Below are 24255 nucleotides of genomic sequence, written 5' to 3' on the forward strand. Positions count from 1 at the left end.
TCGGACGCCGGGCTCCGGGTCTGGGGGTGCTCCTCTTCCGTGAGCACGGACTTCGGGAGCAGGGGTTTCAGGAGTACGGGTAGAAGCCCGAGCCCGTCTTCCGGCCCAGCCGGCCGGCGTCCACCATGCGCTGGAGCAGCGGGGGAGCGGCGTACAGCGGCTCCTTGAACTCGGAGTACATGGAGTCGGCGATCGACGCGATCGTGTCCAGGCCGATCAGGTCGGAGAGCTTCAGCGGGCCCATCGGGTGGGCGCAGCCGAACTCCATGCCGTTGTCGATGTCCTCGCGGCTCGCGATGCCCGACTCGAACATCCGGATCGCCGAGAGGAGGTACGGCACGAGCAGCGCGTTGACCACGAAGCCGGAGCGGTCCTGGGCGCGGATCGCGTGCTTGCCGAGCACCTTCTCCGCGAAGGCCTGGGCCCGGCTGATCGTGCCCTCGGAGGTGGTGAGGGCCGGGATCAGCTCGACGAGCTTCTGCACCGGGGCCGGGTTGAAGAAGTGGATGCCGATGACCTGGTCGGGGCGGGAGGTCGCCACGGCCAGCTTCACCAGCGGGATGGAGGAGGTGTTCGAGGCCAGGATGGCGTCCGGCCGGGTCATCACCTGATCGAGGACCTGGAAGATCTCGGTCTTGACCTGCTCGTTCTCCACGACCGCCTCGATGACGAGGTCGCGGTCGGCGAACTCGCCCAGGTCGGTGGTGAAGCTGAGGCGGGCGAGCGTCGCGTCCCGCTCCTCCTCGCTGATCTTGCCGCGTTCGGCGGCCTTGTTCAGCGAGTTGTAGAGCCGCGTGCGGCCGATCTCCAGCGCCTCGCCGGTGGTCTCGGCGACCCTCACCTCGAGCCCGCTCCGGGCACACACCTCCGCGATGCCCGCGCCCATCTGGCCGCAGCCCACCACTCCGACGCGCTCAATGTCGGCCATGGAGTCCGTCACCTCGTGCCTTTCGCTCTTCTCCGGCGGCGGGGGGCCCGTGTGATTCCGGGTGCGTCCGCCTCTACCCCCACGACGTTACCGCTCATTAACCGATGATCGATCGTCCGGAGTGGGCATGCTGTCCCGGTGGGTGTGACGTATCCGACAGAGGAGGGGGACAAGTGCGGCCTTTCGGTAGAAGAGGGTTCGTGACCGGTGCCACCGGAGCGGTGCTCGCCGTGACCGGGACGACAGGGGCGGCCCTCCCCGCGACGGGCACGAGAGGCCCCGCGCTTCCCGCGACGGCCGCGGCGACGACGGCCGCCGACGCCGCTTCCGCGGCGCGCGGCAAGCCGCACCGCAGACGGGAGTTCCGCGGCATGTGGCTGGCGACGGTCGCCAACCGCGACTGGCCCTCCCGCCCCGGGCTGACCGCCGCGCAGCAGCGCGCCGAACTCCTCCGTCACCTGGACACGGCGGTCGGGCGCCGGCTCAACACGGTGGTCCTCCAGGTCCGGCCGACCGCCGACGCGCTGTGGCCCTCGCCGTACGAGCCGTGGGCGCAGTACCTGACCGGCACGCAGGGCCGGGACCCCGGCTGGGACCCGCTGGGCACGGCCGTCGACGAGGCCCACGCCCGGGGGCTCGAACTGCACGCCTGGTTCAACCCGTACCGCGTGGCGAACCACGCGGACCCGAGCCGGCTCGTCGCGGGCCATCCGGCCCGGCTCCACCCCGAGTGGGTGCTGCCGTACGGCGGCAAGCTCTACTACAACCCCGGGCTGCCCGAGGTCCGGAGCTTCGTCCAGGAGGCGATGCTGGACGCGCTGCGCCGCTACGACATCGACGCCGTGCACTGGGACGACTACTTCTACCCGTACCCGGTGGCCGGGCAGGTCTTCGCCGACGACGAGGCGTACGCGCGGTACGGCGGGGACTTCCCCGACAAGGCGTCCTGGCGGCGGAACAACACCGACCTGCTGGTCTCGGAGATGTCCGCCCGGATCAAGGAGACCGACCGGCGCACGCCCTTCGGCATCAGCCCCTTCGGGGTCTGGCGGAACGCCGCCACCGACCCGGAGGGCTCGGACACCCGCGCCGGTGTCCAGACGTACGACGACCTGTACGCCGACACCCGCAGGTGGATCCGCGAGGGCTGGATCGACTACGTGATGCCGCAGCTCTACTGGAACATCGGACTGCCCGCCGCCGACTACGCCAGGCTGCTGCCCTGGTGGGACGCGGTGGTCCGGGACACCGGCGTCGGGCTCTACGTCGGCGAGGCGCTCTACAAGGCGGGCGACCCCGCCCAGCCCGCGGCCTGGCAGGACCCGGGGGAGCTCTCGCGCCACCTGGAGCTGGCCCGCACGTACCCCTCGGTCGGGGGGCACTGCTACTTCTCCGCGAAGGAGGTCGCCGCGGACCCGATCGGGGCGATGACCACCGTGGTGGCCGATCACTACCCGACCAGGGTCCGTCCGCCGAAATAGGGACTCAGCGCGTTCCCGCCTCCGGACGGTGACGCACGACGGTGTCGGGGCCCGGGGACATCAGCGCCTCGTGACCGTCGTCGTCGAACTTCACGCGGTACGGGGGAGTGCCGTTCTCCCCCAGTACCTGCAGGACCTGGGCCGTGCGGTCGTGGTGACCGACGGTCCGGCCGTGTACCAGCAGCTTGTCGCCCACGCTCGCCTGCATCGGGCTGACCTCCTCGCGACCGGGCCGGTCCTGCCCTGGAGTGCGCAGGGCCTCTGTCTGCCATTGTGACCCGCTCTGCCCGGATCCGTCGCGTCAGCTCTTCGCCCGCTGGGTGACCGCGATGCAGACCAGGACGGCCACCGCGGCGAGCGGGGCGGCCAGCGGCAGGCTCTCGCCGAGCAGGAAGACCGACCAGAACAGGGTGAGGAGCGGCTGGGCCAGCTGGAGCTGGCTGGCCTTGGGGATGCCGATCGCGGCCATGCCGCGGTACCAGACGTACAGGCCGAAGAAGGTGGAGCCGGCGGCGACCCAGACGAGGCCGATGACGCCGTGCGCGTTCAGGTGGACAGGCTCGATCGACAGCGTGACGGCCGAGGCGACCACCATCAGCGGCAGGCAGAGCACCAGGGCCCAGCCGATGACCTGCCAGCCCGGCATGAGCGCGGCGAGCCGGCCGCCCTCGGTGTAGCCGGCCGCGCACACGAGCAGCGCTCCGAAGAGGTACAGGTCGCCCGTGGAGAACGAGCCGCCGCTCTGCTGGAGCGTGAAGCCCAGCACCACCACGGCGCCCGAGACGGCCGCGACCCAGAAGGTGCGGGACGGCCGACGCCCGGTCCGCACGGCGGCGACGGTCGCGGTGGTGAGCGGCAGGAGGCCCACGACCACGGCGGCGTGCGACGTGGTGGAGGTCTGCAGGGCCAGCGTCGTCAGGAGCGGGAAGCCGATGACGACCCCGCAGGCGACCACCGCGAGGCCCGTCCAGTGGCGCCGCTCGGGCAGCGGCACCCGGCCCGCGAGGAGGAAGGCGCCGGCGATGAGCGCGGCCAGGGTGGAGCGCACGGCCACCAGCGACCAGGGGCCGAAGCTCTCCAGGCCCCACACGGTCGACGGGAAGGTGAGGGAGAAGGAGAGCACGCCGAGCCCGGCGAGCAGCGTGCCACGGGCCCGGGGGTCGGAGGCGGTCCGGGCGGCGGAGGCGGTCCGGGCGGCGGAGGAGCCGGTCCCCGGGGCGGCGCCGGCGGCCTCGGAGACGGCGTCGGCGGCCTCGGTCCGGAGGGGTCCGGTGCTGGTGACCGCTATCGCGGTCCGGCTGGTAGCGCTATTCTGTGTCCTCATGCATGAGCGTAGCAGTGTCGCTGAATTGGCGAAATCCCTGAGAGCTGAGCTGGACCGCTACTCTCCCGGTGGAAAACTGCCATCGAGTCGGGCGCTCGTCGAGCGCTACCGCGTCTCCCCGGTCACCGTCACCCGGGCCCTCGCCCAGCTCGCCGCCGAGGGGCTCGTCGTCACCCGCCCCGGCGCCGGAGCCTTCCGCGCGGAACCGCGCACCCCCACCCCCGTCGCCGGTGACACCTCCTGGCAGGAGGTCGCCCTCAGCGCCGACAGCGCCACCGAGCTCGTCCCCCGCGCCGTCGACGCCTCCGGCGTCCTCGTCACCCTCTCCGCGCCCCCGCCCGGCGTGATCGAGTTCAACGGCGGCTACCTCCACCCCTCCCTCCAGCCCGAGAGCGCCCTCGCCGCCGCCCTCGCCCGGGCCGGCCGCCGTCCCGGCGCCTGGGGCCGGCCGCCCACCGACGGCCTGCCCGAACTGCGCGAATGGTTCGCCCGCGAGATCGGCGGCAGCGTCACCGCGGCCGAGGTCCTCGTCACCGCCGGCGGCCAGTCCGCGATCAGCACCGCCCTGCGCGCCCTCGCCCCGCCCGGCACCCCCGTCCTCGTCGAGTCGCCCACCTACCCGGGCATGCTCGCCGTCGCCCGCGCGGCCGGGCTCCGCCCCGTCCCCGTCCCCACCGACACCGACGGGGTGCGCCCCGAACTCCTCGAAGCCGCCTTCCGCGCCACCGGCGCCCGCGTCTTCGTCTGTCAGCCGCTCTTCCAGAACCCGACCGGGACCACGCTGCACCCCGAACGCCGCCGCGAGGTCGTCCGCATCGCCCGCGCCGCCGGGGCCTTCGTCGTCGAGGACGACTTCGCCCGCCGCCTCGTCCACGGGGACGCCGCGCCGCTCCCCGCGCCCCTCGCCGCCGAGGACCCCGACGGCGTCGTCGTCCACGTCCGCTCCCTCACCAAGATCACCTCGGCGAGCCTCCGCGTCGGCGCCCTAGCCGCCCGCGGCCCCGTCCTCGAACGCCTGCGCGCCATCCAGGTCGTCGACAGCTTCTTCGTCCCCCGCCCCCTCCAGGAGGCCGCGCTCGAACTCGTCGGCTCCCCGGCCTGGCCCCGCCACCTCCGCGCCGTCGCCCAGGAGCTCAGGAACCGCCGGGAGGTCATGACCGGCGCCCTCGCCCTCCACCTCCCCGAACTCGCCCTCCCGTACGTCCCCTCCGGCGGCTACCAGCTCTGGCTCCGCCTCCCCGACACCCTCCCCGAGGCCTCCCTCCTCGCCGCCGGACTGCGCGCCGGGGTCACCGCCGCCCCCGGCCGCCCCTACTTCTGCGCCGAACCCCCCGCCGGTCACATCCGGCTGAGTTTCGCGGGTGTCGCGGGCCCCACGGAGATCGTCGAGGGCGTGCGCCGCCTGCGGACGGCGGTCGACGAGCTCACCGGCTGACCCCGGGGGCGGGCCGCGCCGGACCCCGGCGCGGCCCGCCCCTCGTCCCCGGCCCCGGGCAAATTCGCCTGACAAGCTCCCGCGCCCCCTGGAAGCCTTCCCCCATGAGCGACAGCACCGCCTCCGACACCCCCCGCAGCCCCGTCATGCACGGGGCGTACGAGATCTCGGCCGACCCCGCCCGGATCGACGCGGCCCGCGTCCACCACTGGCTCTCCACCGACGCCTACTGGGCGCTCGGCCGACCTCGGGAGAAGCAGGACAGCGCCATCGCCGGCTCGCTGAACCTCGGCGCCTACCACCGGGAGACCGGCGAGATGAGCGCCTACGCGCGCGTCGTCACCGACTACGCCACCTTCGCCTGGCTCTGCGACGTCTACGTCGACCGCCCGGCCCGCGGCACCGGCCTCGGCACCGCGCTCGTCACCGCCGTCCGCGACCACCTCGCCCCCTACGGACTGCGCCGCATCATGCTCGCCACCGCCGACGCGCACGGCGTGTACGAGAAGGTGGGTTTCACGCCACTGCAGAATCCGGACAAGTGGATGGCTCTCGGACAGCAGTGAGCCCAGCCCCCTCCGGTCCCCGCGGACAACCCCTTGACCGGCGGCGCCACCGGCCCCACGATCGCGGCCATGAGTCTTCGGGTGACGCTCGTCACGGCGGCACGCAGCTCCTCCCTGCTCGCCGAACGCTTCGACGACGACCGGCCGCTCGACGAGGCCGGCTGGTACGAGGTCCAGCAGGCCGCGCCCGCGCTCATCCCGCTCGGCGCGGCCGAACTGCGCTACTGCTCCCCGACCCCCCGCAGCCGCGCCACCGGCACCGCCCTCGGCTACGCGCCCCTCGCCCAGCCCGCGCTCCGGGACTGCGACATGGGCCGCTGGCGCGGCCTGACCCTCGCCGAGGTCGCCGCCCTCGAACCGGCGGCCGTCGACGCCTGGCTCACCGACGCCCGTACGGCCCCGCACGGCGGCGAACCCCTCCTCGCCTTCATCACCCGCATAGGGAACTGGCTCGACACCCGCCCCGCCGAGGACGGCTCCATCGTCGCCGTCGCCGAGCCCTCCGTCGTGCGGGCCGCCCTCGTGTACGCCCTCAAGGCCCCGCCCGCCACCTACTGGAACGTGGACGTCCGCCCCCTCTCCACCGTCACCCTCACCGGCCGCCCCGGCCTCTGGCACCTCCACCTCGCCACCGCCCCGTGCTGACCGCGGGAACCGGCGGCCCCGACCGGCTAGCCTGAGAGCACGATGAACCGTTTGAGCACGTCATGGGGCGCCTTCACGCTGACCCGCTTCCCCGAGGACCCGCGCGACCAGCTGCGCGCCTGGGACGCGTCCGACGAGTACCTCCTCGGACACCTCGCCGAGACCGGGACCGACCTGTCCGGCACCGTCGCCGTCCTCGGCGACCGCTGGGGAGCCCTCGTCACCGCGCTGCAGGCCGCGGGACCCCGCGAACTCGTCCAGATCTCCGACTCCTACCTCGGCGGCCGGGCGACCCGGGCCAACCTCGCGCGCGCCGGAGCCGCCCCGGACGCCGTCCGGCTGCTCACCACCCAGGACCCGCCGCCCGAGCGGATCGACGTGCTCCTCGTCCGGGTCCCCAAGAGCCTCGCGCTCCTGGAGGACCAGCTCCACCGGCTCGCGCCCGCCGTGCACGAGGGCACCGTGATCGTCGGCACGGGCATGGTCAAGGACATCCACACCTCCACGCTCAAGCTCTTCGAGCGGATCCTCGGCCCCACCCGCACCTCGCTCGCGGTGAAGAAGGCCCGGCTGATCCACACCACCCCCGACCCGGCCGCCGCGCCCGGGCCGAACCCCTGGCCGTACCGCTACGACCTCCCCGCCGACACCCCCGCGCCCGGCCTCCCCGGACTGACCGTCACCAACCACGCCGGGGTCTTCTGCGCCGACCGCCTCGACATCGGCACCCGCTTCTTCCTCGCGAACCTGCCGGGCGGCCTCGGCCGGGCCCGCGTCGCCGACCTCGGCTGCGGCAACGGCGTCGTCGGCCTCGCGATCGCCCTCCACGAGCCCGAGGCGGAACTGGTCTTCGCCGACGAGTCGTACCAGGCCGTCGCCTCGGCCGAGGAGAACTTCCGCACCCACGTGGGCGCCGGCCGCAAGGCCGAGTTCCTCGTCGGCGACGGGCTCACCGCCCTGCCCGCCGGCTCGGTGGACCTCGTCCTCAACAACCCGCCCTTCCACAGCCACCAGGCCACCACCGACCGCACCGCCCGCCGGATGTTCGCGGACGCGCGGCGCGCGCTGCGGCCCGGCGGCGAGCTGTGGGTCATCGGCAACCGGCACCTCGGCTACCACGTCACGCTCCGCCGGATCTTCGGCAACAGCGAACTCGTCGCGAGCGACGCGAAGTTCGTGGTGCTCCGCGCCGTACGCCAGGCCTAGGGACCGGTCCGACGGGGTGTCCGGCCGGCCCGGCCGGACACCCCCGCCTTCGGCCCTCGGGTACCGCCCCCGGCCGCCCCGGACTTGACCCTGACGCGCGGGTCAGGGTCTACGGTCCTGCGGACCCGACCCACCTCCTCATGGAGCGCCTCATGGCCACCCATCGCGAGATCCGGCTGCGCACCCGACCCGAGCGCGGACTCCCGGCCCCCGGGCACCTCGCACTCGTCCGCACCGCCCTGCCCGTCCCCGCACCCGGCGAGGTCCTCGTCAGGAACCGCTGGTTCGCGGTCTCCGCCGCGCTGCGGACCCTCATCGGCGGCGGGGTGAAGGACGCTCCCTTCCCGCCCCTCGAACCCGGCGACCCGCTCGTCGGCGCCGCCGTCGGCGAGGTCGTGTCCGCTCCGGACGGCTGTGGCCTGCGCCCCGGAGACCTCGTGTCCCACTGGCAGGGCTGGCGCGAGTACGCCACGCCGCCCGTGGCCGGCTGCACCCCCCTCGGCGACACGCTGCCCGACCCCGTCGCCCACCTCTCCCAGGGCTGGACCGCGTACGCCGCTCTCACCCGCGGCGCCGAGGTGCGCCGGGGAGACACGGTCCTCGTCACCGGCGGGGCGGGCGCCGTCGGCACGATGGCCGGGCAGATCGCCCGGCTCCTCGGCGCGGGCCGGGTGATCGGCAGCACCGGCTCACCGGCCAAGGCCGAGCGGCTCGTCGCCGGACTCGGCTACGACGCGGCCCTCGTCCGGGGAACCCCCGTGCCCTTCGCCGCGCAGCTCGCCGACGCCGCACCCGGAGGCGTCGACGTCCTCCTCGACACGGTCGGCGGGGAACAGCTGAGCGCGGCGGTCGCCGCAGCCCGTCCCGGTGCCCGGGTCGTTCTCGTCGGCGCCCTGTCCGGCCAGCTCGACCCGGCGGGGACCGGCACCACCGCGCGCGTCGAGCTCGATTCGTACCCGCTGGTCCTCAAGCGGGTCTCCCTGCGCGGCTTCAGCCCCCTCGACCACCCGGAGTCGGAGGCCGAGTGGCGGGGCAGGTTCGGCGACTGGCTGCGGGCCGGGGCCATCACCTTCCCGCACGTCAGGGTGGCGGGCATGGATCGGGCCGCCGAGGCGTTGCGGGAAGTGATGGAGGGACGTCATCTCGGCGCCGTCGTGGTGGAGTTGCCGTGACGGCGGCGACATGTCCGCGACGAAGGGTGGACCAGCGGTATGCGGATCGGTGACGCGGCGGCAGCGGCGGGGACCACGCCCCGGGCCCTGCGCCTCTACGAGCAGCGCGGCCTCCTCCCGCCGCCGGACCGCAGCCCCGCCGGGCAGCGGCGCTACGGCCCGGACGACGTCGCGCGCGTCCGGGTCGTGCGGGAACTCCTCGCCCTCGGTCTCACGATCGAGGACGTACGCGCGTGCGTGGACCGCCTTCCCCTCCTCGACGTGGAGACGATCCGTTCCCGCCGGGCCCCCGAGGGCGTGTGCGTGCGGGCGTCCCCGGTCGTGAGCCGCCGGCTCGCGGCCCTCGACGCGGAGATCGCCCGCCTCACGCGTCAACGCGACGAACTGGCGGCCCGCTCGGCCCGGCCGCGGCACCCGGAGACCCCCTCCAGGGCAACCGGCTGACGGACCTCACGCCAGGGAGACCGGCTCCCGGTACTCCGCGCGCGGAGAGGATCCGGTCGGTGACGGTCACGGCGGGATCGGCCGCCCGGGAGTCCTGGGCGAGACGACCGACGGAGCCGGTACGGGTACGGTGCCGGCGGCCGGGGCGCGCCGCCCGGCCGGGGTGTCGAGGAGGGTGGCCCTGCCGACGCCGTTGCGGCCGACGAGACCGATCCGGTCGCCGGGGCGACGTGGAAGGGGACGCCGGACAGCAGGAGCCGGGCGTCGACGCGCACGTCGGCACCGCGAACGGTGATCACGGGATGACGCTCCGAACGTGCTTGAGGACAGACGGGTGGCGTGAGTGCGGGCCCCCAGCCAGGGGGTCCGGGGCGTCGACATGCCACCGGGGCTGGCGGAGCCGCCCCTTGGAGCGCACCGGAATGTCTCCCGGGCCGTGCCTCAGCTGTCGGGAAAGGCCAGGTCGAGGGCGCGCACCCGGTCCTCCCCGCTGGTCAGGGAGAGGGCGACGATGCGGCCCCGGCGGAGGGTGGCGCCGACCGCCGAGACCGGCCGGCCGGCGGCGAACCCGACCGCGCCGACGGCCCCGTCGACCTCTGCGGGCCGGGACACGTCCGCGCACCGTGCGAAGGCGGCGGCCGTCTCGGCGACCGCCGCGATGCCGTGCACCGGCCCGCCCTCCCCGTACGCCACGACCTCCGGGTCGAGGACCGTCACCAGCGCGCGGGCGTCACGCGCGCGTGCGGCCGCCAGGAACCGGTCCACCACCGCGCGCTGCCGTCCGCGCTCGCCCTCGGTGAGGTCCGCTCCGCCGCCCCGGAGCCGGCCCCGCGCCCGCCGGGCCAGCCGCGCCGCCGCGTCCGGGGAGCCGCCGATGATCCGGGCGGTCTCGTGCGGGGGCAGCCCGAACACGTCGTGCAGGACGTAGGCGAGCCGCTCGTCGCCATCGAGCCTCTCCAGCATCACGAGCAGTGCCAGCCACAGGGAGTTGACGTCACGGCGCGCGCTCCCCTCACTGCGGGCGCCCGCGTCCCCGGCGTCTGCTGCCCGCCCGCCCCCGCGGCCCGCGTCCTCGGCCCCCGGCGCCCGCCCGTCCCCCTCGGGTCCTCCGGGCCGCCGTCCCTCCGCTCCCCGCGCCTGGAGTTCCCGCACGGCCGCCCGGCCCACGGCCGCCGTCAGCCAGGCGCGTACCGTCGCACCGTCGTCCCGCCCGAGATCCGCCCGCGCCGCCGCCAGCGCCGTCCCGGCCTCCGCCGGGGAGCCCGTGATCCGCAGCGCGACGGTCCGCAACTGCTCCTCGTGGGCGTCGAACCACCCGGTCAGGGCGGTCGGAAACGTGTCGTCGTGCATGGCGCCTCACTCCTCGTCGGTTCCGTCACCGCGTTGACGCGAGGACCTGCCGGGTTGTGACAGCGACCGTCCGGGGAGCCCGGGGCACCGGCGCCCGGCCGACGAAAAGGCCGGCCCGACACCGAGGTGTCGAACCGGCCTCTTCGTGGGGGTGGCCCCGTGCGTCAGTCCGTGCCGAACTCCATGGCGGCCCGGTCCAGCATCTCCTCGTCCTCGGAGACCTCGCCGCGGGAGGCGATGGCCTCGGCGCCGCCCTCGGGCATCTGCGGCATGGTGCCGATCAGCCCGGTCGCGGCCGCCTGGGCGGCACCGATGGCGGGGCTGCCGGTGCCGATCAGGCCGAGGCCGGCGTACTGCTCCAGCTTGGCGCGGGAGTCGGCGATGTCGAGGTTGCGCATGGTGAGCTGGCCGATCCGGTCCACCGGGCCGAAGGCCGAGTCCTCGGTGCGCTCCATGGACAGCTTGTCCGGGTGGTAGCTGAAGGCCGGGCCCGTGGTGTCGAGGATCGAGTAGTCCTCGCCGCGCCGCAGCCGCAGGGTCACCTCGCCGGTGACGGCCGCGCCGACCCAGCGCTGGAGGGACTCGCGGACCATGAGGGCCTGCGGGTCCAGCCACCGGCCCTCGTACATGAGCCGGCCGAGACGACGGCCCTCGTTGTGGTACTGGGCGAGGGTGTCCTCGTTGTGGATCGCGTTGACCAGGCGCTCGTACGCGGCGTGCAGCAGGGCCATGCCGGGGGCCTCGTAGATGCCGCGGCTCTTGGCCTCGATGATCCGGTTCTCGATCTGGTCGGACATGCCCATGCCGTGGCGGCCGCCGATGGCGTTCGCCTCCATCACCAGGTCGACGGCGGAGTGGAACTCCTTGCCGTTGATCGACACCGGGCGGCCCTGCTCGAAGCCGATGGTGACGTCCTCGGTGGCGATCTCGACCGAGGGGTCCCAGAACTTCACGCCCATGATCGGGTCGACGGTCTCGACGCCCGTGTCCAGGTGCTCCAGGGTCTTGGCCTCGTGGGTGGCGCCCCAGATGTTGGCATCGGTGGAGTACGCCTTCTCGGTGCTGTCCCGGTAGGGCAGGTCATGGGCGAGCAGCCACTCGGACATCTCCTTGCGGCCGCCGAGCTCGGTCACGAAGTCCGCGTCCAGCCAGGGCTTGTAGATCCGCAGGTGCGGGTTGGCGAGCAGGCCGTAGCGGTAGAAGCGCTCGATGTCGTTGCCCTTGAAGGTCGAGCCGTCGCCCCAGATCTGGACGTCGTCCTCGAGCATCGCCCGGACCAGCAGGGTGCCGGTGACGGCGCGGCCGAGCGGGGTGGTGTTGAAGTAGGCGCGGCCACCCGAGCGGATGTGGAACGCGCCGCAGGTGAGCGCGGCAAGGCCTTCCTCGACCAGCGCGGCGCGGCAGTCGACCAGGCGCGCGATCTCGGCACCGTAGGTCTTCGCGCGGCCGGGCACCGAGGCGATGTCGGGCTCGTCGTACTGGCCGATGTCGGCGGTGTAGGTGCACGGGATGGCGCCCTTGTCGCGCATCCATGCGACGGCGACGGACGTGTCGAGGCCGCCGGAGAAGGCGATGCCGACGCGCTCGCCGGCGGGCAGGGAGGTGAGGACCTTGGACATGGGAAGAGTATGCATCATCGCGCATGGTCATGCAAAGGGTGGTTCATGGAGAGCGTGCGGCCCCCTCTCGTGAGGTGCCCGCACCCTCTGGTGCGGACCGCCCTCGAGCGGTGCCCCGCTGTGGTGCGGGCGCCGCCGGGCCAGTCCGTTCGATGATCGTTGCATAAAAGTTCGGCTGTGCGTATAGTCATGCCATCCATGAGGAGGGTTTCGATGACGGTACGAGTAGCAGTGGCGGGTGCGAGCGGATACGCGGGCGGAGAGCTCCTGCGTCTCCTCGTCGCCCACCCCCACGTGGAGATCGGGACACTGACCGGCCACTCCAACGCCGGCCAGCGACTCGGGGCCGTCCAGCCCCACCTGCTCCCGCTCGCCGACCGCGTCCTCGCGCCCACCACCGCCGAGGAGCTCGCCGGACACGACGTGGTCTTCCTCGCGCTGCCGCACGGCCAGTCCGCCGCCGTCGCCGAGCAGCTCGGCCCCGACGTGCTCGTCGTCGACATGGGCGCCGACTTCCGCCTCCAGGACCCGGCCGACTGGGAGACGTACTACGGCTCCCCGCACGCCGGGACCTGGCCCTACGGCCTCCCCGAACTGCCGGGCGCCCGCGCCGCCCTCGAGGGGTCCAAGCGCGTCGCGGTCCCCGGCTGCTACCCGACCGCCGTCTCGCTCGCGCTCTTCCCGGCGTACGCGGCCGGTCTCGCCGAGCCCGAGGCCGTGATCGTCGCCGCCTCCGGCACCTCCGGCGCCGGCAAGGCCCTCAAGCCGCACCTGCTCGGCAGCGAGGTCATGGGCAGCATGTCCCCGTACGGTGTCGGAGGCGGCCACCGCCACACGCCCGAGATGATCCAGAACCTCAGCGGGCCCGCGGGGGAGCGGGTCACCGTCTCCTTCACGCCCACCCTGGCGCCGATGCCCCGGGGCATCCTCGCCACCTGCACGGCCGGCGCGAAGCCCGGCGTCACCGCCGAGGCCGTACGGGCCGCGTACGAGAAGGCCTACGCGGACGAGCCCTTCGTCCACCTGCTCCCCGAGGGCCGGTGGCCGGCCACGTCGTCCGTCTACGGTTCCAACGCCGTTCAGATCCAGGTCGCGTACGACGCGAACGCGAATCGGATCATCGCCATCAGCGCCATCGACAACCTCACCAAGGGCACCGCCGGCGGCGCGGTGCAGAGCATGAACATCGCCCTCGGCCTCCCCGAGGACACCGGACTCTCCACGATTGGAGTCGCTCCATGAGCGTCACCGCAGCGAAGGGATTCACGGCGGCGGGCATCGCCGCCGGAATCAAGCAGAACGGCAACCCGGACCTGGCCCTCGTGGTCAACACCGGGCCCCGCCGCGCCGCCGCGGGAGTCTTCACCTCCAACCGCGTCAAGGCCGCCCCGGTCCTCTGGTCCCAGCAGGTCCTCGCCGACGGCGAGCTGACCGCCGTCGTCCTCAACTCCGGCGGCGCCAACGCCTGCACCGGCCCCCAGGGCTTCCAGGACACCCACGCCACCGCCGAGAAGGTCGCGGACGTCCTGGGCATCGGCGCCGGCGAGGTCGCCGTCGCCTCCACCGGCCTCATCGGCGTCCTGCTCCCCATGGACAAGCTGCTCCCCGGCGTCGAGACGGCCGCCGCCGAACTCTCCGAGCACGGCGGCGAGAAGGCCGCCATCGCCATCAAGACCACCGACACCGTCCACAAGACCTCCGTGGTGACGAAGGACGGCTGGACGGTCGGCGGCATGGCCAAGGGCGCGGGCATGCTCGCCCCGGGCCTCGCCACCATGCTCGTCGTGCTCACCACCGACGCCGACGTCGACGCCGAGGGCCTCGACTCCGCCCTGCGGACCGCCACCCGGCTCACCTTCGACCGGGTCGACTCCGACGGCTGCATGTCCACCAACGACACCGTCCTCCTCCTCGCCTCCGGCGCCGCCGGAGTCGCCCCCGCGCAGGACGAGTTCGCCGAGGCCGTACGGACCGTCTGCGACGACCTCGCCCGGCAGCTCATCGGCGACGCCGAGGGCGCCAGCAAGGACATCCGCATCGAGGTGATCAACGCCGCGACCGAGGACGACGCCGTCGAGGTGGGCCGCTCCATCGCCCGCAACAACCTCCTCAAGTGCGCCATCCACGGCGAGGACCCCAACTGGGGCCGGGTGCTCTCCGCCATCGGCACCACCTCCGCCGCCTTCGAGCCCGACGAGCTGAACGTCGCCATCAACGGCGTCTGGGTCTGCAAGAACGGCTCCGTCGGCGAGGACCGCGACCTGGTCGACATGCGCTACCGGGAGGTCGTCATCACCGCCGACCTCGCCGCCGGCACGGAGTCCGCCGTCATCTGGGCGAACGACCTCACCGCCGACTACGTCCACGAGAACAGCGCGTACTCGTCATGAGCAACACCGCGCGGAAGCACACCGCCCTCCCGAAGGCACAGACCTTGATCGAGGCCCTGCCCTGGCTCACCCGCCACCACGGCAAGACCGTCGTCATCAAGTTCGGCGGCAACGCCATGATCGACGACGACCTCAAGGCCGCCTTCGCCCAGGACATCGTCTTCCTGCACCACGCCGGCCTCAAGCCGGTCGTCGTGCACGGCGGCGGCCCCCAGATCAACGCCGCCCTCGACCAGGCGGGCCTGGTCAGCGAGTTCAAGGCGGGCCTGCGGGTCACCACCCCCGAGGCGATGGACGTCGTCCGGATGGTGCTCGCGGGCCAGGTCCAGCGCGAGCTCGTCGGACTGCTCAACCAGCACGGCCCGCTCGCCGTCGGCCTCACCGGCGAGGACGCCCACACCATGACCGCCACCAAGCACCAGCCGGTGATAAACGGCGAGACGATCGACATCGGCCGCGTCGGCGAGATCACCGCCATCGACACCGGCGCCATCAAGGCGCTCCTGGAGGACGGCCGGATCCCGGTCATCTCCTCGATCGCGCGTTCCGAGGACGACGGACATGTCTACAACGTCAATGCTGATACGGCGGCTGCGGCACTCGCTGCGGCGCTGGGTGCCGAGACGCTGATGGTCCTGACCGACGTCGAGGGCCTCTACGAGGACTGGCCGAACAGCGACGAGGTCATCAGCAGGCTGACCGCGAGCCAGCTGGAGAAGCTCCTGCCCGACCTCTCCAGCGGCATGGTCCCCAAGATGGAGGGCTGCCTGCACGCCGTACGGAACGGGGTCACCACGGCCCGCGTCATCGACGGCCGGGTCCAGCACTCGATCCTGCTGGAGATCTTCACCGACGAGGGCATCGGCACGATGGTCGTGCCGGACGGACAGGGGGACCGATGACCGGCAACACCGAGCTGACCCAGCGGTGGCAGGGCTCGCTCATGAACAACTACGGCACCCCCCGGCTGCCGCTCGTCCGCGGCGAGGGCGCCAAGGTCTGGGACGCCGACGGCAAGGAGTACCTGGACTTCGTCGGCGGCATCGCCGTCAACGCCCTCGGCCACGCCCATCCGGCGGTCGTCGAGGCCGTGTCGAAGCAGATCGCGTCCCTCGGCCACGTCTCCAACCTCTTCGTCGCCGAGCCGCCCGTCGCCCTCGCCGAGCGGCTCCTGAGCCTCTTCGGCCGGCCCGGCAAGGTCTTCTTCTGCAACTCGGGCGCCGAGGCCAACGAGGCGGCGTTCAAGATCGGCCGGCTCACCGGCCGCTCCCACATGGTCGCCACCGACGGCGGCTTCCACGGCCGGACCATGGGCTCCCTGGCGCTCACCGGCCAGCCCGGCAAGCAGACCCCGTTCCTGCCGCTCCCCGGCGACGTCACCCATGTGCCGTACGGGGACGTGGAGGCGCTGCGGGCCGCGGTCACCGAGGACACCGCCTTCGTCGTCATCGAGCCGATCCAGGGCGAGAACGGCGTCGTCGTCCCGCCCGCCGGCTACCTCCGGGCCGCCCGGGAGATCACCCGCGCCACCGGCACCCTGCTCGTCCTCGACGAGGTCCAGACCGGCATCGGCCGGTGCGGCCACTGGTTCGAGCACCAGGCCCACGAGGGCGTGGAGCCCGACGTCGTGACCCTCGCCAAGGGCCTCGGCGGCGGCCTGCCCCTCGGCGCGACGGTCGCCTTCGGCGAGGCCGCGGAGCTCTTCGCGCCCGGCCACCACGGCACCACCTTCGGCGGCAACCCGGTCGCCTGCGCCGCCGGACTCGCCGTCCTGGACACCCTCGGCGCCGACGCGGCCCTCGACCACGTGAAGTCGGTGGGGGAGCGGCTGCGCCAGGGAATCGAGGGTCTGGGGCATCCGCTGGTCTCCCACGTCCGTGGTGCGGGCCTCCTGCTGGGTATCGTGCTCACCGGGCCCCTCGCACCCCAGGTGCAGCAGGCGGCCCAGGACGCCGGCCTCCTGGTGAACGCGCCCGCCCCCGACGTCGTACGGATCATGCCTCCGCTGGTCCTCACCGACGCCGAGGCGGACGCCTTCCTCCAGGCCCTGCCCGGGGTCCTGGACGAGGCGAACGGGCAAGGACGAACCGGAGAATGAGACGACGATGACCGACGCGCAGGAGAACGAGCACGGCGGGCCGTCCGTTCCGCAGACCCGCACCGCACGCCACCGCAGGATCGTCGACATCCTCAACCGGCAGCCGGTGCGCTCGCAGAGCCAGCTGGCCAAGCTCCTCGCGGACGACGGACTGAGCGTCACCCAGGCGACGCTCAGCCGCGACCTCGACGAGCTCGGCGCGGTGAAGATCCGCAACACCGGCGGCGAGCTGATCTACGCGGTGCCCAGCGAGGGCGGCTTCCGCACCCCGCAGGCGCCGCTCGGCGAGTCCGCCAAGGAGGAGCGCATGCGCCGCCTCTCCGGCGAACTGCTGATCTCCGCCGAGGCCTCCGCCAACCTGGTGGTGCTGCGGACCCCGCCGGGCGCCGCCCAGTTCCTCGCGTCGGCCATCGACCAGGCCCAACTCCACGCCATCCTCGGCACCATCGCCGGTGACGACACCCTGCTGCTCATCAGCCGCGACCCGGTCGGCGGCCAGGCGCTCGCCGACCACCTGCTGAAGCTGGCGCAGAAGTAGACGGCCCGGCTCAGTACCGCGTGATCGCCGTCGGACCGCCCCGCGTTCCGACGGCGATGTGCGGTCGGCGCGCGGGATCCGCCCAGGCGAGGACCGCGCGCATCGCGCCGGCCGGCACGGAGACGCAACCGGCCGTCGCCCCGCCTCCGTTGACGTGCAGGAAGATCCCGGCCCCGCGTCCGCGCACCGGACGCTCGTAGTTGAAGCCGATGACGAGCGCGTACGCGTACTGCGTGCCGTACGCGGCGAGGTGCTCGGCCTCGGCGGCCCGGCAGTCGCGGGGCAGCCCCTCGACCCAGCGGTTGTACGCGCGCGAGGCGTTGTCCTGGCACCACCAGGAGCGCCCGGTGACCGGGACGTACGGGAAGCGGGTCCCGGCGGGCCTCGCCCGCACCCCGAAGGCGTACGGCAGCCGGTAGAGCCCGGTGGGCGTGGTGTTCGTGCCCTGCCGGCGCGTGGCGCCCTCGGCGAGCCCCCTCGCCCCGAACCGGGCGGGCGCGGACCCCGCCGCCACCCATCGCCCACCGCGCCGGTCCCACCAGGTCAGCGTCCCCGTCGTGGCGCCCGGGTCCGGGGCCTCGGCGGTGATCAGCTGGGAGCCCCCGCCGGTGTCGGCCATCCGCCCGGGCAGCGGTACGGGTGCGGGCGGGGCGCCCAGGGAGGAGAGCAGGACGGCGCCGAGGACGAGAAGGGTGCGCATGCCGCGACGCTAGGGGCGCGAACGGGTCCCCGCCCGTCGTACGGGGCTATTCGGCGGGCAGCGGGGGCAGCGGGGGCAGCGGGAGCGGCAGCCCCGGCAGCCCGTCGAGGCTGCTGCCGATGTGCTCCTTCCGCTCGCAGTACGCGTTGAACTCCTCGTCCGTCTTGCGGTTGAAGTACTCGGCGTGCAGCGACCGGTCCTCCCGGTACTCCATCAGCGGCACGGCGAACCCGCACGCGTCGCTGACCCGCCGCGCGTGCACGAGGACGATCGCCCGCGCACTGCCCTGCCCCTCGACGGCCTCGGCCGGGAACCGGGCGAACAGCTCGCCCCAGCGCGGGTCGTCCCGCAGCACGGCCTCTCCGGTCCCGTGCACCCGCACGACGGTCGGCGGCCCGGAGAACGCGGTCCACATCAGCGTGATCCGGCCGTTCCCCGGCTCCCGCAGGTGCGCGATCGTCTCGGCGCCGCTGCCGCCGAAGTCGACGTAGGCGAGGGTCAGTTCGTCGAGCACGACGAGCGTTCCCCGGCGTCCCTTGGGGGAGAGGTTGACGTGACCGTCGCCGCTGAGGGGAGCGGTGGCGGTGAAGAACACCGGCTGCTCCTCGATGAAGGCCCGCAGCCGTCCGTCGATGTGCGTGTATGTCTTGCCCATGACAGGCATTCTGCCCACTCCGCGGGCCCGGGGACCCGCCCGTCTCATGCCCCGGGCGCCGGGCGGCGGCCACGCCTCCACGCGAGGCGCGCCACCCGGCTCACCCACGCGCGCGTACCCCTGCCGGGAACGCCGGGAACGCCGGGAACCCCGGGAACGCCGCCGGTGCCCGGTTCCCGCCGCGGGCCCCGTTCCCCGTGCGCGACGGGCTCCGGGTGCCGGTCCGGTTCCCCGCCGGCGTCCGGCTCGCGGCCCGGCCCGGCCGCGAGGGCTCCGCCCGGGAGGTGGTCGGCCCAGGGGGCCAGGGTCTTCGCGGCCTCGCGCGCGACCCGTGGCGCGTCGTCGTCCAGCAGCGGCAGGAGGCGCTCGAAGCCGGTCGCGTCGAACCGGACGGCGTCGAGCGCGCGCAGCCCCGCGACGGCGCTCGCCCGGACCCGGGGCCGCTCGTGGTCCGTGAGCGCCCACAGCGCCGCGCCGTCCGTGGCCCGGTCGCCGCACTCGGCGAGGCCGAGCGGGGCGTGCGGGGGGACGGCGTCCCCGGCCGCGCAGGCGGCCCGGTAGAGCGGCAGGGGGTCCGTGCCCGCCTGGCGCAGGACCCATCGCGCGCAGGCGCGCACCAGCCGGGACCGGTCGTACAGGAACGGCTCCGCCTCGCCGGCCCGGTCCGTCCCGCGCAGCGCCGTGACGCCCGCCGACCTGACCCGGCCGAGCCGGGAGCCCAGCAAGGGGGCGAGGACGGCCGCGTCGACGGGCCGGCCCGCCGCGGCGATCGCCGCGTCCGCGCACAGGTCCCGCACGACCACGTCGGGGCCCGCGGCGGCGATCGCCGCGAGTCGGGCGGGGGCCAGGAGGCCGCGTTCGACGGCGATCCGGTGGGCGAGCCGCCGGACGGCCCGGTCCTCGCTGTCGAGCAGGACGAGGACCCCGGCCCCGGGCCCTTCCCGGAGGGCCGCGGTCAGCAGCTCTCCGGCGGCGGCCCCGCGCAGCCGGTCGCCGGTGCGGAGGGCCACCGCCACGAGGCGGTCCAGGGCCTCGGGCGCGAGGCCCGGCAGCTCCGCGCGCAGCACGGCGCGGGCCCGTTCCCGTACCGGTTCCACCCAGTCGGAGCACCGGACGACGACCAGGGGGAGCAGCGCGGGGGAGCGGCTCGCGCGGTCCAGCGCCGCCTCCCTGATCCGGCCGTCGGGGCCGCACAGGGCGACGGCCAGCTCGGGCGCGGTGGGGCCGCGGTCCGCGGCGGCGGGGAACCAGGTGTGGGCGGGCGCGATGCCGTCGCTCCAACGGAGGGCGGCCCGGATCCGGCGGTCGAGGTCGATCCACGCGCCCGCGTCGGAGCCCTCCAGGGCCCGGGCGAGCCGCTCGGCGACGTCGTCGAAGGTGGTGCTCGGCATGGCGTGGAGCCTAGATCCGGGAGCGTGCGGGTGTCGCCGGATATAAGGGGAGCGGCCCCGGGGGCGCGTTGACAAAACATACGGAGGATTGCATAGTTATGCCAGCGGTACACCCCACCCTTCCGAGGAGCAGTAGCTGTGAGCAGCAACAACGGTGACGTCCGGCTCTGGGGCGGACGGTTCGCCGACGGCCCCGCCGAGGCCCTGGCGAAGCTCTCCGCTTCCGTCCACTTCGACTGGCGTCTCGCGCCGTACGACATCGCCGGCTCCCGTGCCCACGCGCGCGTGCTGCGCAAGGCCGGCCTGCTCACCGAGGACGAGCTGACCCGCATGCTCGCCGGGCTCGACCAGCTGGAGGCGGACGTCGCCGACGGCTCCTTCGTCGGCACCATCGCCGACGAGGACGTCCACACCGCCCTGGAGCGGGGCCTCCTGGAGCGCCTCGGCGCCGAGCTCGGCGGCAAGCTGCGCGCCGGCCGGTCCCGGAACGACCAGGTCGCCACCCTCTTCCGCATGTACCTGCGCGACCACGCCCGGATCATCGGCGGCCTCGTCGCCGACCTCCAGGACGCCCTCGTCGGCCTCGCCGAGGCCCACCCGGACGTCGCCATGCCCGGCCGCACGCACCTCCAGCACGCCCAGCCGGTGCTCTTCGCCCACCACGTCCTCGCCCACGCCCAGTCCCTCTCCCGGGACGCCGAGCGGCTGCGCCAGTGGGACACCCGGACGGCCGTCTCCCCGTACGGCTCCGGCGCCCTCGCGGGCTCCTCCCTCGGGCTCGACCCGGAGGCGGTGGCGAAGGACCTCGGCTTCGAGCGGGGCTCGGTCGGCAACTCGATCGACGGCACGGCCTCCCGGGACTTCGTCGCCGAGTTCGCCTTCATCACGGCGATGATCGGGGTCAACCTCTCGCGGATCGCCGAGGAGATCATCATCTGGAACACGAAGGAGTTCTCCTTCGTGACCCTGCACGACGCCTTCTCCACCGGTTCGTCGATCATGCCGCAGAAGAAGAACCCGGACATCGCCGAGCTGGCGCGCGGCAAGTCCGGCCGCCTCATCGGCAACCTCTCCGGCCTGATGGCCACCCTCAAGGCCCTCCCGCTCGCCTACAACCGGGACCTCCAGGAGGACAAGGAGCCGGTCTTCGACTCCTGCGACCAGCTGGAGATCCTGCTCCCGGCCTTCACCGGCATGATGGCGACGCTCACGGTCAACCGCGACCGGATGGAGGAACTGGCCCCGGCCGGCTTCTCCCTCGCCACCGACATCGCCGAGTGGCTGGTCAAGCAGGGCGTGCCGTTCCGCGTGGCGCACGAGGTGGCCGGCGAGTGCGTGAAGGTCGCCGAGTCCGAGGGCAAGGAGCTGGACGAGCTGACGGACGAGCAGTTCGCCAAGATCTCCGAGCACCTCACCCCCGAGGTCCGCACCGTCCTCAACGTCCCCGGCGCCCTCGCCTCCCGCGACGGCCGCGGCGGCACCGCCCCCTCGGCGGTCGCCACCCAGCTGATCGAGGTCAAGGCGGACCTGGTGATCCAGCACGCCTGGGCCGAGGCCAAGAAGTAGCCCTCAGCACGTCACAGCGCCGCCGCCCACTCCGCGAGCGCGTCGAAGTCCGGCCGGGTCAGCCCGATCCGTTCGTCGACGCGCAGCAACAGGGCGGCGGCGAGGTGGTTCTGCTCCGCGTACTCGTGGTCGTACGGGGTGATGTCGTCGTCGATCCAGGCGAACGGCCGCCCCGCCGCGTACTCCAGGATGTACTGCGTCTTCCAGAAGGTCCCGCGAGGGGCCTTTCCGTGCATCCGGGGCCAGTCGACGTACGGCAGCTCCGGCAGCCCGAGCCGGGGTCCGATCCAGTCGTTCGCCTCGCCCTTCCAGGTCGTCGCCCACACCAGCTCGTAGGCCTCCGCCAGTGCGAGCAGCTCGTCGCCGTGCTCCGGCGCGAGCCACACCCGCAGCGGCTTCGCCCCCGTCCAGCCCGTGGGGCGCATCCGGTGGGTCTCGTACCCCGCCGGGCGCCGCTCGGGCTGCGCCGCATAGGGATTCAGCGGCCCGTCGACGTCGATCAGCAGCAGCGGCTTCCTCATGATCACAGCATTCCGTTCCTGCCCCCGGTGAGGCTTCGAAATATCGAATGAGACATTGATGTCTCACGCGGTGTACTCTTGTCTCATGTCAGTCGATCGCACCCAGGTGCTCCGCGCCGCCGCAGCCCTGCTCACCCGCAAGGCGACCGCCACCATGGACGAGGTCGCCCGGGCCGCCGGGATCGGGCGCGCCACGCTGCACCGGCACTTCGCCGGGCGGGACGCCCTGGTGCGGGCGCTCGAGGAGCTCGGGCTCCAGGAGCTGGAGGCGGCCCACGACCGGGCCCGCATCGACGAAGGCCCCGCCGACGAGGCCGTACGGCGGCTCGTCGCCGAGGTCGAGCCCGTCGCACCCCTGCTGTCGTTCCTCGTCACCGAGAACCAGCTCTTCGAGGGCGACCAGCAGAACGAGGGCTGGGAACGCCTCGACGCCCGCGTCTCCGCGCTCTTCCGGCGCGGACAGGAGCAGGGCGCCTTCCGCATCGACCTGACCCCCGCCTGGCTCACCGAGGCCTTCTACGGGCTCGTCGGTTCCGGCGCCTGGGCCGTGCAGGACGGCCGGGTCGCCGCCAAGGACTTCCAGTACATGATCGCCGAGCTGCTGCTCGGCGGAGCGCGCAGGAGCGTGGAGAAGTGACCACCAGCAGCATCAGGACCGAGAGCCATATCGAGGGCGTGCGCCGCCCCGGCCGGTGGCTCGCCCTCTCCGTGCTCGTCCTGGCCGTCCTCCTCGTGGCGGTCGACGCCACGGTGCTCGGCCTCGCCACCCCCTTCCTCTCCGAGGACCTCAAGCCCTCCGGCACCCAGCTCCTCTGGATCGGCGACGTCTACTCCTTCGTCATCGCCGGACTCCTGGTCTCCATGGGCAGCCTCGGCGACCGCATCGGCCGCAAGAAGCTGCTGCTGACCGGCGCCACCGCCTTCGGCGCCCTCTCGGTCCTGAACGCCTACGCGACCAGCCCCGAGATGATGATCGTCGCCCGCGCCCTCCTCGGCGTCGCCGGCGCGACCCTCATGCCGTCGACCCTCGCGCTCATCCGCAACCTCTTCCACGACCCGCGCGAGCGCAGCCTCGCCATCGGCATCTGGGGCGCCATGGCCTCCGCCGGCGCCGCCGTCGGACCGGTCGTCGGCGGGTTCCTCCTGGAGCACTTCTGGTGGGGCTCGGTCTTCCTCATCAACCTGCCCGTCATGGCCGTCCTCGTCCTCGTCGGCGCCAGGCTGATCCCCGAGTCGAAGAGCCCGGGCCACGGCCCCTGGGACCTCCCCAGCGTCGCCCTCTCCCTCGTCGGCGTCATCGGAATCGTGTACGCCGTCAAGGAGCTGGCCTCCCACGGCCCCACCGTCGACGCCGGCGCCGCCGCCCTCGTCGGCGTGGCCGGCCTGACCTGGTTCGTCCGCAGGCAGCTGACCCTGCCCTCACCGCTCCTCGACATGCGGCTCTTCCGTCACCGCGGCTTCTCCGGAGCCGTCCTCGCCGACCTGCTGACCATCCTCGGCCTCTCCGGCCTGGTGTTCTTCCTGTCCCAGTTCTTCCAGCTGGTCCAGGGCCGCCAGCCCCTGGAGGCCGGACTCGCCGAACTGCCGGCCGCGATCGGCGCGGTGACGGCCGGTCTGGTCGCCGGCGCCGTGGCCCGCCGCTTCTCCGTACGGTCCGTGGTGGCCGGCGGCCTCGCTGCGGTCGGCCTCTCCCTCGCCGTCCTGACGACCCTCGACCAGCACACCGGCTACCCGCTGCTGGGCGGCACCCTGCTCGTCGTGGGCGTGGGCGCGGGCTTCGCCTTCACCGTGACCGCCGACGTGATCCTCTCCAGCGTCCCGAAGGAGCAGGCCGGATCCGCCTCCGCCGTCTCCGAGACCGCGTACGAACTGGGCGCCGCGCTCGGCATCGCCGTCCTCGGCTCCATCGTGACCGGCGTCTACCAGGGCTTCGTCACCCCGGCCGGCATCCCCTCGGACGTCGCGTCGGCCGCCCACGAGTCGCTCGGCGGCGCGGTCGAGGCCTCCGGCGGCCTCGACCCCGCGACGGCCACCGCCCTGGTGTCCTCCGCCCAGGAGGCCTTCGTCGACGGCCTGCGGATCGCGGCCGGGGTCGGCGCGGCGGTCCTCCTCGCGACGGCGGTCGCCGCCCTGTTCCTGCTGAAGGGCCAGAGGCTGGAAGAGGGCGTCGGGCACTGACGCACCCGGTGAGCACGGAAACGCCCCGTACGGCCGACAGCCGTACGG

Annotated in this window: 24 protein-coding genes and 1 pseudogene; 15 read left to right on the forward strand and 10 right to left on the reverse strand. The window is 73.6% G+C overall.

Annotated elements, in window-relative coordinates:
- Window positions 1-67: 67 nt before the first annotated feature.
- Window positions 68-928 (reverse strand): 3-hydroxybutyryl-CoA dehydrogenase, encoded by an 861-nt coding sequence (locus ACFYUZ_RS14845; protein WP_389308955.1) that lies wholly within the window; start codon window positions 926-928, stop codon window positions 68-70.
- 200 nt (window positions 929-1128) lie between these two features.
- Here ACFYUZ_RS14845 and ACFYUZ_RS14850 point away from each other — a divergent pair, with 200 nt between their 5' ends.
- Complete coding sequence (locus ACFYUZ_RS14850; protein ID WP_389308956.1) at window positions 1129-2409, forward strand: glycoside hydrolase family 10 protein; 1281 nt, start codon at window positions 1129-1131, stop codon at window positions 2407-2409.
- A gap of 4 nt (window positions 2410-2413) precedes the next feature.
- Here the strand turns inward: ACFYUZ_RS14850 and ACFYUZ_RS14855 are convergent, their stop codons facing one another.
- A complete protein-coding gene (locus ACFYUZ_RS14855; protein WP_389308958.1) occupies window positions 2414-2617 on the reverse strand; it encodes a DUF1918 domain-containing protein in 204 nt (67 codons plus the stop codon).
- A gap of 93 nt (window positions 2618-2710) precedes the next feature.
- Complete coding sequence (locus tag ACFYUZ_RS14860) at window positions 2711-3733, reverse strand: DMT family transporter (protein ID WP_389308960.1); 1023 nt, start codon at window positions 3731-3733, stop codon at window positions 2711-2713.
- On the opposite strand from ACFYUZ_RS14860, the gene ACFYUZ_RS14865 reads away from it, so the two are divergent.
- The 6 genes from ACFYUZ_RS14865 (at window position 3732) to ACFYUZ_RS14890 (ending at window position 9201) form a co-directional block, all read left to right on the forward strand.
- On the forward strand, window positions 3732-5168 hold the full coding sequence (locus ACFYUZ_RS14865; protein ID WP_389308962.1) for a PLP-dependent aminotransferase family protein: 1437 nt from the start codon (window positions 3732-3734) through the stop codon (window positions 5166-5168). The genes ACFYUZ_RS14860 and ACFYUZ_RS14865 overlap by 2 nt on opposite strands.
- A 104-nt stretch (window positions 5169-5272) precedes the next feature.
- Window positions 5273-5734, forward strand: a complete 462-nt coding sequence (locus tag ACFYUZ_RS14870; RefSeq protein ID WP_389308963.1) for a GNAT family N-acetyltransferase — start codon at window positions 5273-5275, stop codon at window positions 5732-5734.
- 69 nt (window positions 5735-5803) lie between these two features.
- Window positions 5804-6379, forward strand: coding sequence for a histidine phosphatase family protein (locus ACFYUZ_RS14875; RefSeq protein WP_030691956.1), 576 nt, complete (start codon window positions 5804-5806; stop codon window positions 6377-6379).
- Between the two features lie 42 nt (window positions 6380-6421).
- Window positions 6422-7585, forward strand: a complete 1164-nt coding sequence (locus ACFYUZ_RS14880; protein WP_389308965.1) for a methyltransferase — start codon at window positions 6422-6424, stop codon at window positions 7583-7585.
- Window positions 7586-7737: 152 nt separating this feature from the next.
- Complete coding sequence (locus ACFYUZ_RS14885) at window positions 7738-8757, forward strand: MDR family NADP-dependent oxidoreductase (protein ID WP_389308967.1); 1020 nt, start codon at window positions 7738-7740, stop codon at window positions 8755-8757.
- 39 nt (window positions 8758-8796) lie between these two features.
- A complete protein-coding gene (locus ACFYUZ_RS14890) occupies window positions 8797-9201 on the forward strand; it encodes a MerR family transcriptional regulator (protein WP_389308969.1) in 405 nt (134 codons plus the stop codon).
- Window positions 9202-9223: 22 nt separating this feature from the next.
- Here the strand turns inward: ACFYUZ_RS14890 and ACFYUZ_RS14895 are convergent.
- From ACFYUZ_RS14895 to argG, 3 genes and pseudogenes are all read right to left on the reverse strand, one after another.
- Window positions 9224-9500: pseudogene (locus ACFYUZ_RS14895) on the reverse strand (ATP-binding cassette domain-containing protein); the annotation flags it as partial.
- A gap of 142 nt (window positions 9501-9642) precedes the next feature.
- Entirely contained in the window at window positions 9643-10551 is a 909-nt protein-coding gene (locus tag ACFYUZ_RS14900) for a sigma factor-like helix-turn-helix DNA-binding protein (RefSeq protein ID WP_389308971.1), read from the reverse strand.
- A 164-nt stretch (window positions 10552-10715) separates the two neighbouring features.
- Window positions 10716-12170, reverse strand: coding sequence for an argininosuccinate synthase (gene argG / locus ACFYUZ_RS14905; RefSeq protein ID WP_389308973.1), 1455 nt, complete (start codon window positions 12168-12170; stop codon window positions 10716-10718).
- A 213-nt stretch (window positions 12171-12383) separates the two neighbouring features.
- On the opposite strand from argG, the gene argC reads away from it, so the two are divergent.
- The 5 genes from argC to ACFYUZ_RS14930 are packed head-to-tail and all read left to right on the forward strand — an operon-like array spanning window position 12384 to window position 17196.
- A complete protein-coding gene (gene argC / locus ACFYUZ_RS14910) occupies window positions 12384-13412 on the forward strand; it encodes an N-acetyl-gamma-glutamyl-phosphate reductase (RefSeq protein WP_389308974.1) in 1029 nt (342 codons plus the stop codon).
- Window positions 13409-14560 (forward strand): bifunctional glutamate N-acetyltransferase/amino-acid acetyltransferase ArgJ, encoded by a 1152-nt coding sequence (gene argJ, locus ACFYUZ_RS14915; RefSeq protein WP_389308975.1) that lies wholly within the window; start codon window positions 13409-13411, stop codon window positions 14558-14560. Before argC ends, argJ begins: the two co-directional genes overlap by 4 nt.
- Window positions 14557-15462, forward strand: a complete 906-nt coding sequence (gene argB, locus ACFYUZ_RS14920; protein ID WP_389308977.1) for an acetylglutamate kinase — start codon at window positions 14557-14559, stop codon at window positions 15460-15462. Before argJ ends, argB begins: the two co-directional genes overlap by 4 nt.
- Window positions 15459-16658, forward strand: coding sequence for an acetylornithine transaminase (locus ACFYUZ_RS14925; RefSeq protein WP_389308979.1), 1200 nt, complete (start codon window positions 15459-15461; stop codon window positions 16656-16658). The genes argB and ACFYUZ_RS14925 overlap by 4 nt, the downstream gene beginning before the upstream one ends.
- 7 nt (window positions 16659-16665) lie before the next feature.
- The gene (locus tag ACFYUZ_RS14930) at window positions 16666-17196 is read left to right on the forward strand and encodes an arginine repressor (protein WP_389308981.1); all 531 of its coding nucleotides are present in this window, start codon (window positions 16666-16668) and stop codon (window positions 17194-17196) included.
- A 10-nt stretch (window positions 17197-17206) separates the two neighbouring features.
- Here ACFYUZ_RS14930 and ACFYUZ_RS14935 read toward each other — a convergent pair whose 3' ends face one another.
- From ACFYUZ_RS14935 to ACFYUZ_RS14945, 3 genes are read right to left on the reverse strand one after another with little or no spacing between them, the layout of a single operon-like run.
- On the reverse strand, window positions 17207-17896 hold the full coding sequence (locus ACFYUZ_RS14935) for a L,D-transpeptidase (RefSeq protein ID WP_389308983.1): 690 nt from the start codon (window positions 17894-17896) through the stop codon (window positions 17207-17209).
- A 46-nt stretch (window positions 17897-17942) separates the two neighbouring features.
- Window positions 17943-18551, reverse strand: coding sequence for a pyridoxamine 5'-phosphate oxidase family protein (locus ACFYUZ_RS14940; protein ID WP_389308985.1), 609 nt, complete (start codon window positions 18549-18551; stop codon window positions 17943-17945).
- Window positions 18552-18595: 44 nt separating this feature from the next.
- Entirely contained in the window at window positions 18596-19942 is a 1347-nt protein-coding gene (locus ACFYUZ_RS14945) for a hypothetical protein (RefSeq protein ID WP_389308986.1), read from the reverse strand.
- Between the two features lie 138 nt (window positions 19943-20080).
- Between ACFYUZ_RS14945 and argH the strand changes: the two genes are divergently transcribed.
- Window positions 20081-21508, forward strand: coding sequence for an argininosuccinate lyase (argH, locus tag ACFYUZ_RS14950; RefSeq protein ID WP_389308988.1), 1428 nt, complete (start codon window positions 20081-20083; stop codon window positions 21506-21508).
- Between the two features lie 11 nt (window positions 21509-21519).
- On the opposite strand, the gene ACFYUZ_RS14955 is transcribed toward argH, so the two are convergent.
- Window positions 21520-22029 (reverse strand): HAD domain-containing protein, encoded by a 510-nt coding sequence (locus tag ACFYUZ_RS14955; RefSeq protein ID WP_389308990.1) that lies wholly within the window; start codon window positions 22027-22029, stop codon window positions 21520-21522.
- Between the two features lie 85 nt (window positions 22030-22114).
- On the opposite strand from ACFYUZ_RS14955, the gene ACFYUZ_RS14960 reads away from it, so the two are divergent.
- Both ACFYUZ_RS14960 and ACFYUZ_RS14965 read left to right on the forward strand, forming a co-directional pair.
- On the forward strand, window positions 22115-22666 hold the full coding sequence (locus ACFYUZ_RS14960) for a TetR/AcrR family transcriptional regulator (RefSeq protein WP_389308992.1): 552 nt from the start codon (window positions 22115-22117) through the stop codon (window positions 22664-22666).
- Window positions 22663-24207, forward strand: a complete 1545-nt coding sequence (locus ACFYUZ_RS14965) for an MFS transporter (protein ID WP_389308994.1) — start codon at window positions 22663-22665, stop codon at window positions 24205-24207. The genes ACFYUZ_RS14960 and ACFYUZ_RS14965 overlap by 4 nt, the downstream gene beginning before the upstream one ends.
- Window positions 24208-24255: the final 48 nt, after the last annotated feature.

It is taken from the genome of Streptomyces sp. NPDC004266 (genome assembly GCF_042874095.1).
Classification (GTDB): domain Bacteria; phylum Actinomycetota; class Actinomycetes; order Streptomycetales; family Streptomycetaceae; genus Streptomyces.

Bases quoted from the DNA above. Each gene is read 5' to 3' on its own strand.
- ACFYUZ_RS14845 (WP_389308955.1), bottom strand. From the start codon at position 928: ATGGCCGACATTGAGCGCGTCGGAGTGGTGGGCTGCGGCCAGATGGGC.
- ACFYUZ_RS14855 (WP_389308958.1), bottom strand. From the start codon at position 2,617: ATGCAGGCGAGCGTGGGCGACAAGCTGCTGGTACACGGCCGGACCGTC.
- ACFYUZ_RS14865 (WP_389308962.1), top strand. From the start codon at position 3,732: ATGCATGAGCGTAGCAGTGTCGCTGAATTGGCGAAATCCCTGAGAGCT.
- ACFYUZ_RS14860 (WP_389308960.1), bottom strand. From the start codon at position 3,733: ATGAGGACACAGAATAGCGCTACCAGCCGGACCGCGATAGCGGTCACC.
- ACFYUZ_RS14870 (WP_389308963.1), top strand. From the start codon at position 5,273: ATGAGCGACAGCACCGCCTCCGACACCCCCCGCAGCCCCGTCATGCAC.
- ACFYUZ_RS14875 (WP_030691956.1), top strand. From the start codon at position 5,804: ATGAGTCTTCGGGTGACGCTCGTCACGGCGGCACGCAGCTCCTCCCTG.
- ACFYUZ_RS14880 (WP_389308965.1), top strand. From the start codon at position 6,422: ATGAACCGTTTGAGCACGTCATGGGGCGCCTTCACGCTGACCCGCTTC.
- ACFYUZ_RS14885 (WP_389308967.1), top strand. From the start codon at position 7,738: ATGGCCACCCATCGCGAGATCCGGCTGCGCACCCGACCCGAGCGCGGA.
- ACFYUZ_RS14890 (WP_389308969.1), top strand. From the start codon at position 8,797: ATGCGGATCGGTGACGCGGCGGCAGCGGCGGGGACCACGCCCCGGGCC.
- ACFYUZ_RS14900 (WP_389308971.1), bottom strand. From the start codon at position 10,551: ATGCACGACGACACGTTTCCGACCGCCCTGACCGGGTGGTTCGACGCC.
- argG (WP_389308973.1), bottom strand. From the start codon at position 12,170: ATGTCCAAGGTCCTCACCTCCCTGCCCGCCGGCGAGCGCGTCGGCATC.
- argC (WP_389308974.1), top strand. From the start codon at position 12,384: ATGACGGTACGAGTAGCAGTGGCGGGTGCGAGCGGATACGCGGGCGGA.
- argJ (WP_389308975.1), top strand. From the start codon at position 13,409: ATGAGCGTCACCGCAGCGAAGGGATTCACGGCGGCGGGCATCGCCGCC.
- argB (WP_389308977.1), top strand. From the start codon at position 14,557: ATGAGCAACACCGCGCGGAAGCACACCGCCCTCCCGAAGGCACAGACC.
- ACFYUZ_RS14925 (WP_389308979.1), top strand. From the start codon at position 15,459: ATGACCGGCAACACCGAGCTGACCCAGCGGTGGCAGGGCTCGCTCATG.
- ACFYUZ_RS14930 (WP_389308981.1), top strand. From the start codon at position 16,666: ATGACCGACGCGCAGGAGAACGAGCACGGCGGGCCGTCCGTTCCGCAG.
- ACFYUZ_RS14935 (WP_389308983.1), bottom strand. From the start codon at position 17,896: ATGCGCACCCTTCTCGTCCTCGGCGCCGTCCTGCTCTCCTCCCTGGGC.
- ACFYUZ_RS14940 (WP_389308985.1), bottom strand. From the start codon at position 18,551: ATGGGCAAGACATACACGCACATCGACGGACGGCTGCGGGCCTTCATC.
- ACFYUZ_RS14945 (WP_389308986.1), bottom strand. From the start codon at position 19,942: ATGCCGAGCACCACCTTCGACGACGTCGCCGAGCGGCTCGCCCGGGCC.
- ACFYUZ_RS14955 (WP_389308990.1), bottom strand. From the start codon at position 22,029: ATGAGGAAGCCGCTGCTGCTGATCGACGTCGACGGGCCGCTGAATCCC.
- ACFYUZ_RS14960 (WP_389308992.1), top strand. From the start codon at position 22,115: ATGTCAGTCGATCGCACCCAGGTGCTCCGCGCCGCCGCAGCCCTGCTC.